General features: G+C 58.9%; 10 protein-coding genes. 7 read left to right on the forward strand and 3 right to left on the reverse strand.

The features are described 5' to 3' along the window. Positions 1–28 precede the first annotated feature (28 nt). The 3 genes from recR (at position 29) to ACR0KW_RS18510 (ending at position 2,010) form a co-directional block, all read left to right on the forward strand. Complete coding sequence (gene recR / locus ACR0KW_RS18500) at positions 29–622, forward strand: recombination mediator RecR (protein WP_421596848.1); 594 nt, start codon at positions 29–31, stop codon at positions 620–622. A gap of 261 nt (positions 623–883) precedes the next feature. Continuing rightward, positions 884–1,432 carry a hypothetical protein gene (locus ACR0KW_RS18505; protein WP_480806292.1) on the forward strand — a complete coding sequence of 183 codons (549 nt, stop codon included), beginning with the start codon at positions 884–886 and terminating at the stop codon, positions 1,430–1,432. 89 nt (positions 1,433–1,521) lie between these two features. Further along, positions 1,522–2,010: a hypothetical protein gene (locus ACR0KW_RS18510; RefSeq protein WP_480806293.1), complete on the forward strand. Its 489-nt coding sequence runs from the start codon at positions 1,522–1,524 to the stop codon at positions 2,008–2,010. Here the strand turns inward: ACR0KW_RS18510 and ACR0KW_RS18515 are convergent. Next, a complete protein-coding gene (locus tag ACR0KW_RS18515) occupies positions 2,007–2,648 on the reverse strand; it encodes a ribonuclease T2 family protein (RefSeq protein ID WP_480806294.1) in 642 nt (213 codons plus the stop codon). The two genes, ACR0KW_RS18510 and ACR0KW_RS18515, sit on opposite strands and share 4 nt — an antisense overlap. A gap of 130 nt (positions 2,649–2,778) precedes the next feature. On the opposite strand from ACR0KW_RS18515, the gene ACR0KW_RS18520 reads away from it, so the two are divergent. Continuing rightward, a complete protein-coding gene (locus tag ACR0KW_RS18520; RefSeq protein ID WP_170328860.1) occupies positions 2,779–3,540 on the forward strand; it encodes a DUF1013 domain-containing protein in 762 nt (253 codons plus the stop codon). Positions 3,541–3,591: 51 nt separating this feature from the next. Then, positions 3,592–3,984 (forward strand): hypothetical protein, encoded by a 393-nt coding sequence (locus ACR0KW_RS18525; protein WP_480806295.1) that lies wholly within the window; start codon positions 3,592–3,594, stop codon positions 3,982–3,984. A 38-nt stretch (positions 3,985–4,022) separates the two neighbouring features. On the opposite strand, the gene ACR0KW_RS18530 is transcribed toward ACR0KW_RS18525, so the two are convergent. Together ACR0KW_RS18530 and ACR0KW_RS18535 are read right to left on the reverse strand one after the other, a co-directional pair. Then, the gene (locus ACR0KW_RS18530) at positions 4,023–5,054 is read right to left on the reverse strand and encodes a permease (protein WP_480806296.1); all 1,032 of its coding nucleotides are present in this window, start codon (positions 5,052–5,054) and stop codon (positions 4,023–4,025) included. Next, positions 5,047–5,355 carry an ArsR/SmtB family transcription factor gene (locus tag ACR0KW_RS18535; RefSeq protein ID WP_170328866.1) on the reverse strand — a complete coding sequence of 103 codons (309 nt, stop codon included), beginning with the start codon at positions 5,353–5,355 and terminating at the stop codon, positions 5,047–5,049. The genes ACR0KW_RS18530 and ACR0KW_RS18535 overlap by 8 nt, the downstream gene beginning before the upstream one ends. Before the next feature lie 135 nt (positions 5,356–5,490). Between ACR0KW_RS18535 and pdxR the strand changes: the two genes are divergently transcribed. Both pdxR and ACR0KW_RS18545 read left to right on the forward strand, forming a co-directional pair. Beyond that, entirely contained in the window at positions 5,491–6,951 is a 1,461-nt protein-coding gene (gene pdxR, locus ACR0KW_RS18540) for a MocR-like pyridoxine biosynthesis transcription factor PdxR (RefSeq protein ID WP_480806297.1), read from the forward strand. 124 nt (positions 6,952–7,075) lie between these two features. Then, positions 7,076–7,232: thiamine pyrophosphate-binding protein (locus ACR0KW_RS18545; protein WP_480806301.1), on the forward strand; the 157-nt coding region annotated here is incomplete at its 3' end.

Here is a 7,232-nt window from a genome sequence, read left to right on the forward strand (position 1 = left end):
GCCCGGCCCTTTTGCAGGAGCATCCGCGGTGAGTTCGAACAGCGATATCGACAACCTGATTGACCTGATGGCCAAGCTGCCGGGCCTCGGCCCCCGCTCGGCCCGCCGCGCGGTACTGCACCTGATCCGCAAACGCGCCCTGCTGCTGACGCCGCTATCGGACGCCATGCAGCAGGTGGCCGTAACCGCCCGCGAATGCCTGAACTGCGGCAACGTCGGCACCACCGATATCTGCGACATCTGCGACAGCGAGGCCCGCGCGACCGGAGAGCTGTGCGTGGTCGAGGACGTCGCCGACCTCTGGGCGATGGAGCGCGCCGGGGTTTTCAAAGGCCGCTATCACGTTCTGGGCGGCACGTTGTCCGCACTGGACGGCGTCGGCCCGGACGAACTGCGCATTCCCCGTCTGAAAGACCGAGTGATGGCCGAGGGGATCACCGAAGTCATCCTTGCCCTGAACGCCACCGTCGATGGCCAGACCACTGCCCATTACATCGCCGATCAACTGGAGGGGCAAGTCCGCCTGACCTCACTTGCGCAGGGCGTGCCGATCGGCGGTGAGCTGGATTATCTGGATGACGGGACGATTACGGCGGCGTTGCAGGCGCGTAAGGAGTTGTAAGCCTTTACTAATTTATTTTTTTTCAATTAGCCCCGCCCTGATTTAATACCACCAAGAACTAAGGCACTATCTTTGTACAAACTAGCATTCCACGTCTTTCGTATGTACTGGCTGCCAGTATTGTTTGCGTCAGTAATCTTGTTTTTGTTGGATATTTGGGGGCAAGGAAGTGTCGGTCGATCTCTTGTGCCAACACTAATGGTATATGGCTACTTAGCGTTCGCATTTCATTACACACTGCTCACCGGAGCCACTACTTCGGTGTTTAAAACATCGAGCCAAACTCCTTCTCCGAATTGGAGCTTCTGGGTCGCATTTACTCTTCCGATTTTTATCTTGCTTTTGGCGATGGGAATCGCCTTTTTCATCGTCAAAGCCAAACTGCCAGCTGAGGCGCTTCCTGGAGACGCGGCACTGGGGTTTGCCATGCTCGTTTCACTTCCGTTGTTTGGCCTGTTACTCGCCGCAATCGGAACAATGATACCAGCTGCAGCGATCCAGGCTTCCACGGGTGTTCGCCCTGCATTGAAGCGAGCGCGGCGAAGCTTCTGGTTTATTCTTTGGAGGCTAATTACTGGCCCCACGGTTTTTACTTTGGTTTTTGTGGGCGTTGCCTTTACGATGACTCAAAATGGCCTTGACTCAACTGTTCCAGAAACATTCACAGGGATCACATTTTCAAATGCCACTTACCATACGGTGGCTGGGTTTCTAGGAATCTTCAACACTGCCCTTACTGCCTCCATCTTTTCAATGGCGTATACGTGGGTAGAAGAAGGTAAAAAACTGCAGCTATCAGCTAGAACCTAAGTTAAAATCTGCGAAATTGTTTTTTGCCAACTCTGGAAGCTAGGTGAAAGCCAACCGGAATTACAGATTACTATTTTCAGGAAATGACCATGACCCGCCTCCTCGCCCTCACCTTCGCCGCCTTCACCGCAACCGCTGCCCTGTCTCAGGAACTCATCGACAAGGGCTTTGTCGAGGGCTGGAACATCATGATGGACCCGGCGCTCGGCAACGGGTGCCTGATCCAGACGGTGTATCAGGACCTCTCGGTGGTGCGCATCGGTTATGACGCGCTGGACAATCGCGGGTATTTCGCCGTCTACAACAAGGCGTGGGGCGACATTAAACAAGGCGAAAGCTATCCGATCCGCTTCGAGTTGGACGGCAAAAGCTTTGACGCCACCGCCATCGGCTTCAATCAAGGCCGCGTTCCGGGGGCGACAGTCTTCTTCACCGACCGGAACTTCGTCAACGCCATTGCTCAGAACAAGACGATGACCGTTTACAACACGGCGGGCGAAGTGGTGATGGCCATTGATCTCAATGGCACCGCCAAGGCGTTGGAATACGCCCGCGAATGCCAGAACCGAGAGCTTTAACGAATCGGATCGAACAGCGCATCCTTGGCCGTACAGTCGCGGATCACGTCGCGGCCACAGGGCACCGGTTCAAGATCGCGGGACAAACAGAGGCGGACCTCTTCGATATAGCCTTGTTTGCAGGTGATGGTGATCATGTCCCGCTCCAGCGCCGGATTGGCTTTCAAAAAGGCCTCTTCCACCACCGAAGCGGGCAGTTTGACCGTCGAGTCCAACTTGCGGAACACAGGCGGCCGCCGAACGCCCTCAAAAGCCCGCCGTGACAGTGCAAAATAGTCAGGCGCGCTGAGGCCGGAACAGGTGCCGTGTTTCTTCCACTGGTGCCATGCGAGGCCCGGTGAGCCCTGAATATCAGCCATGTCGCGGGTCATGGCGCGCGACGGTGGTGCCTCGGGGGTGCGGCAATAGGCAGGCCAGCCCTGATGGTATTGCGGCCAAAGCCCGTGCAGAACCCAACCGTGGTCATGCCGCGCATCGCATTGGTCCGACCCGCGTGCATCGCCTTCACGGGCGCACCAGTTCGGTGACCAGCTGAGCGACAGGACGTAATAGTCGAACTCCCCCGCCTTTTCGCCATCGGCCAGTGCCGCCATCGCGCTGAACACCCACAAAACCAGCCCTAAAATGCCCTGGCGCATTCGCCTCTTCCCTTCTTGCCTTGGCGCGACTATATACGGGCCAAGTTCCCCGACAACGGAAACCTGCCCCAAGACCAAGGGGCCGCCGAATTCCGGCGACGGGACAGATGTATTTATAGGAGACGGGCTGATGGCAAAACCGCTTATGGCCAAGGCAACAGCCGTATGGCTGGTGGACAACACCACGATCAGCTTCAAGCAGATCGCGGATTTCGTAGGTATGCACGAGCTTGAGGTGCAAGGCATCGCCGATGGCGATGTGGCCGCTGGCGTCAAAGGGTTCGATCCCATCGCCAACAACCAGCTGACTCAGGAAGAGATCGACTCGGCGCAGAACAACCCGCTGCACAAGCTGAAGCTCAAGTTCAACGCCGCGGCCGCTGGTGAAGAAAAACGCCGTGGCCCGCGCTATACCCCGCTGTCCAAACGCCAGGACCGTCCGAACTCGATCCTGTGGCTGGTCAAGTTCCACCCCGAGCTCAGCGATGGTCAGATCGCCAAGCTGGTTGGCACCACCAAACCCACCATCCAGTCGATCCGCGAGCGTACCCACTGGAACATCGCCAACATGCAGCCGATCGATCCGGTCGCGCTGGGTCTGTGCAAACAGTCAGAACTGGATGCGATTGTTCAGAAAGCCGCCGCCAAGAAAGCCGCCGAAGGTGGTGTCATGAGCGATGATGAACGCCGCAAGCTGGTTTCCACCGAGCAATCGCTGGAAATGGACGCCGCGCCGAAGATCCCGACCGCCATCGAAGGGCTCGAGACTTTCTCGCTGTCCGACGAACCGGAAGCCGAGAAAGACGACGAGCCGATCATCGACGCCGACAGCTTCTTCAACCTGCCCAAAGGCGGGGCCGAGGATGAAGACGAAGACGATCTGCGCCCGTAACGCACAGACAGCCCCGGTTCAATCAGACCGGGGCTTTTTTGCAGGCAAACCATGCTGACCATTCTGTCCAATCTCTTCGGCCCGCACCGCGCCGTGTCGATCTATGCTTTCCTGAAAACCTGGGGCCTGCTTGTGGTGGGTATCGTCGGCATCATCACGGTCGCCACTGCGCTGCTGGTGTTCAATGACGATGGCACGCACGAACATGACTCGTATCTGACCGTTTCAGTTCTGACGGCAACCCCTGTGAATGGGGATCTGAAATACGGCGTCGTTGCCTCGGTCCGGCTACCCGATGGCTCGGCCACCTCCATAAACGAACCCAAAGAGCATATTGCCCGTACTGTCGGCACAACAGCCTGCGTGGAAAAACGTGTCTACGTGGAAAGTGGCGAACCCCGATACAGGTTCAAACTGCCGAGCCTGTGCGAGGCCAACCAATAAGCAAAACCGCCCGGTGGCAACACCGGGCGGTTTTTCCTTCAGATCATCTGAAAGATGATCCCCGCGATGATCGCGCCTGTGATCCCCAGCCCCAGATAGGTTGCAAAGACACGTGGCTTGACCAGCGACCAGACTGCCGCCATCGCCGGGATCGAGCTGACCGCACCTGCGACCATGAACGACATCGCCGCCCCCGCGCTCATCCCCTGTTCCGTCAGCCCCGCCAACAAAGGCGGTGCAACGTAGGAGTTCAGATAGGCAGGCATCCCAACAAGCGCAGCGATCACGATGGGCACGATGCCTTCACCGCCAACCACGCGGGCGATCAGGTCCGCAGGTACATAGCTGACCAGCAGCGCCTCGAGCACATAGGCCAGTGCCAGCCATTTCAGCAGGAACAACCCGTTGTGAACGAACTCAGAGCGAAACCGCTGACGGCGCTCGGGTTCTTGCCAGAACCGCCAGACCGGTTTGTCATCCTGTTTCGGACCACACCCGCAGCACCCGGCCGGTTTGTATTCACGCAGAGGCTGCGCGAATGCCCCCGAACGCATCAGGCCACGCACGACGAACCCTCCGAACAGACCCAACGCGACGGCTGCGACGGCTTTACCGATGGCAAACGGCCACCCCAATGCACCTGCCGTAATCAGCAAAGTCGGCGGATCAATCAGCGGCGAGCTGAGCCAGAAGGCCATTACTGCCGACAGAGGCGCGCCCAGTGCCAGCAAACCGGCGATGAACGGAATGACTTCACAGGAACAGAACGGAGCCAACCCACCGAACACCGCGGCAAGGAAGATCATCCGCGTCTCGCGGCCTTCAAACGCCCGCGCGACCATCACCTCGGCCCCGGTCGCCTTGAGATAAGACAGCAGCAGAACAGCGAACAGGATATATTGACCGGTATGGGCCAGCGCCTTGCCGGCAAAGGTGACGACCTCAACCCAGTTGCCGGGGTCCAGAACGGCGACAGCCGCCAGGATCGCCACGACCAACGCCCATGGGGTCTTGATCAGATCAAGGGCGGCCTTGGCCGGGACCTTGGGGTTTTGTGTCAGATCAGCCATCGTTCGCAGCCTTTCCCACTTCGTCGGCGCAACATTCAGCAAGGATGAACTGCGCCAGATTTCTCAATTCGTCATAGCAGGCGCGGTTGATCGTGCTGCGCCCGACTTTCTCTTGCTCGACCACACCGCCGGCGGCCAGAAACCGCAGGTGATGTGCCAGGGTCGATGGCGCGATCCCGGTCCGCTCCTGTATTTCGCCAACCGTCAGACCGGCCTGCCCGGCCCGAACCAAAGTCTTCAGAACCTTCAGCCGGGCCTCGGACCCCATGGCCGAAAATCCTGCTGCAGCGGTTTCCCACATCTCGCTTACTCCATTAAACTAGATTTCTGGTTATTTAGTTTAATGACGATCTCCAGTCAACCACCCGCATCACGAAATCTCGAGAAATGCTTAAGTCCAGATTGCTCACCCCATAAGTCCAATCTATAAGACCCTATGGTAATATCGGTCGACACATTCTTTCTTGAGCTGAACGGGCAAGGTACGCTGCAGGCGCAAATCCAGCAGATGATTGCCGAAGGCATTCTATCCGGCAGGTTCCATGTCGGGGAAAAGCTGCCCTCGTCCCGCAAACTGGCCGCGCATCTGGGCGTCAGCCGGATCACGGTGACGCTGGCCTATACCGAGCTGCTGGCCAATGACTACCTCACCGCCAAAGGTCGGTCAGGTTATTATGTCTCGCAAAACGCGCCGGTGCCGCCGAAATACACGCCCGTTCAGCGCGGCACCGAGATCGTGGATTGGGACGCGGCACTGGCTCGGCGATTTTCGGGGCGTGATGTGTTGTCGAAACCGGCCGACTGGCGCGACTATCGCTATCCGTTCATCTATGGGCAGGCCGACCGAACCCTGTTCGACCACGCCAACTGGCGCCTGTGCGCCGTGCGGGCGTTAGGCCACAAGGATTTCGATTCCCTGACCGCCGACTACGTCGATCAGGACGATCCGTTGCTGGTCGAGTTCATCGCCCGCCACACCCTGCCCCGCCGCGGTATCGCCGCGCGGCCCGAAGAGATTCTGATCACCATGGGTGCGCAGAACGCGCTGTGGCTGGCCTCGCGCATCTTGCTGACCCACAACCGGACGGCGGTGATCGAGGACCCCTGCTATTACGCTCTGCGCAGCCTGTTGGAGCATTGGGATTGCGACATCACCCCGCTGCCGGTTGATCGCGACGGCTTGCCACCAGATGCGCTGCCCGACGAGACCGACGTCATCTTCACCACACCCAGCCACCAAAGCCCCACAACCTCGACCATGCCGGTGGATCGCCGAACCAAACTGCTGGAGCGCGCGCGGGAACTGGACGCGATGGTGGTCGAGGACGACTATGAATTTGAAATGGCCTTTCTGGGCGCACCCTCCCCGGCGCTGAAGTCGATGGACCGGGATGGGCGGGTGATCTATGTGGGCAGCTTCTCGAAATCTCTGTTTCCGGGGTTGCGGCTTGGCTACATGGTCGGGTCCGAGCCGTTCATCCGCGAAGCACGAGCGCTGCGGTCGCTGGTGCTGCGTCATCCGCCGGGTCATATTCAGCGCACGGCGGCCTATTTCCTGTCGCTGGGCCATTACGACGCGCAGATCAGGCGCATGTCCAAGGTTCTGGCACAGCGGCGCGAAGCGCTGGACAAAGCTGTCGAGGAACACGGGCTGACCGTGGCCGGGCGCGGCATTCTGGGCGGGTCTTCTTTGTGGATGTCGGCCCCCGAACATGTCGACACAACCCGACTGGCCCGCACGTTGCAGGACCAGAGCGTCCACATCGAGCCCGGCGCGCCATTCTTTTCGGGGCCGGATCGGCCGCAGAATTTCTATCGTCTCGGCTATTCATCGATCCGGCAGGACCGCATCGCGCCGGGTGTGAAACTGATCGCTGATGCTATTCGCGCCGTCTGACGCGCCTCTGGACCTATTCCGCCGCATATTCTGGCCCTAACGCCGCCCGGTCCCTTGCGCCTAAACCGTATTCAAAGGCTGGGCTGAGCCCGGTTCCACCCACCTATGCGCGGAGAACACTCAGATGAAAATGACCACGGAAGAGGCCTTTGTTAAGGTTCTGCAGCTTCACGGTATTGAACATGCTTTCGGCATCATCGGTTCGGCGATGATGCCGATCTCGGATATTTTTGGGAAAGCCGGCATCACCTTCTGGGATTGCGCGCATGAAGGCTCGGGCG

The organism is Ruegeria sp. CG11 (genome assembly GCF_056537245.1).

Coding starts and splice junctions, on each gene's coding strand:
- ACR0KW_RS18535 (WP_170328866.1), bottom strand. CDS start 5,355: ATGTGGGAAACCGCTGCAGCAGGATTTTCGGCCATGGGGTCCGAGGCC.
- ACR0KW_RS18530 (WP_480806296.1), bottom strand. CDS start 5,054: ATGGCTGATCTGACACAAAACCCCAAGGTCCCGGCCAAGGCCGCCCTT.
- pdxR (WP_480806297.1), top strand. CDS start 5,491: ATGGTAATATCGGTCGACACATTCTTTCTTGAGCTGAACGGGCAAGGT.
- ACR0KW_RS18515 (WP_480806294.1), bottom strand. CDS start 2,648: ATGCGCCAGGGCATTTTAGGGCTGGTTTTGTGGGTGTTCAGCGCGATG.
- ACR0KW_RS18520 (WP_170328860.1), top strand. CDS start 2,779: ATGGCAAAACCGCTTATGGCCAAGGCAACAGCCGTATGGCTGGTGGAC.
- ACR0KW_RS18510 (WP_480806293.1), top strand. CDS start 1,522: ATGACCCGCCTCCTCGCCCTCACCTTCGCCGCCTTCACCGCAACCGCT.
- ACR0KW_RS18525 (WP_480806295.1), top strand. CDS start 3,592: ATGCTGACCATTCTGTCCAATCTCTTCGGCCCGCACCGCGCCGTGTCG.